The organism is Roseixanthobacter psychrophilus (assembly GCF_043195195.1).
GTDB lineage: Bacteria > Pseudomonadota > Alphaproteobacteria > Rhizobiales > Xanthobacteraceae > NCEH01.
In genome coordinates, this window is sequence record NZ_JBAFWT010000224.1 from 1 (window position 1) to 288 (window position 288).

General features: G+C 67.4%; 1 pseudogene. It reads left to right on the forward strand.

The window, feature by feature from the left end:
• Nucleotides 1–96: 96 nt before the first annotated feature.
• Nucleotides 97–288, forward strand: a pseudogene (locus V5F77_RS29300) (TolC family protein); the annotation flags it as partial.

Genomic DNA, 288 nt, shown 5'->3' on the forward strand with positions numbered 1-288 from the left:
CGCGCCCGTCACCGCGGGCACGGTCGATTACCGTCCGGTCGATCCGAAACCCTGGATCGAGCGCAATGAGCGCGTCGCTCCCAAGACGAGGGGCGAATGATGGCTCTCCCAATCGATAGCCAGGCGAAGCCTGTTCCTGCGCCACCATGGAGGCGTCTCGTCGCGATCGGCGCCGTCGCCACGACACTGGGTGGCTGCGTAACCTTCACGCCGGACGGCGGCATGAGCCCGGTGTCGGCGGAGGTCTCGGCCGCGATCGGCAAGGACACCGTGAAGATCGTGTCCTCC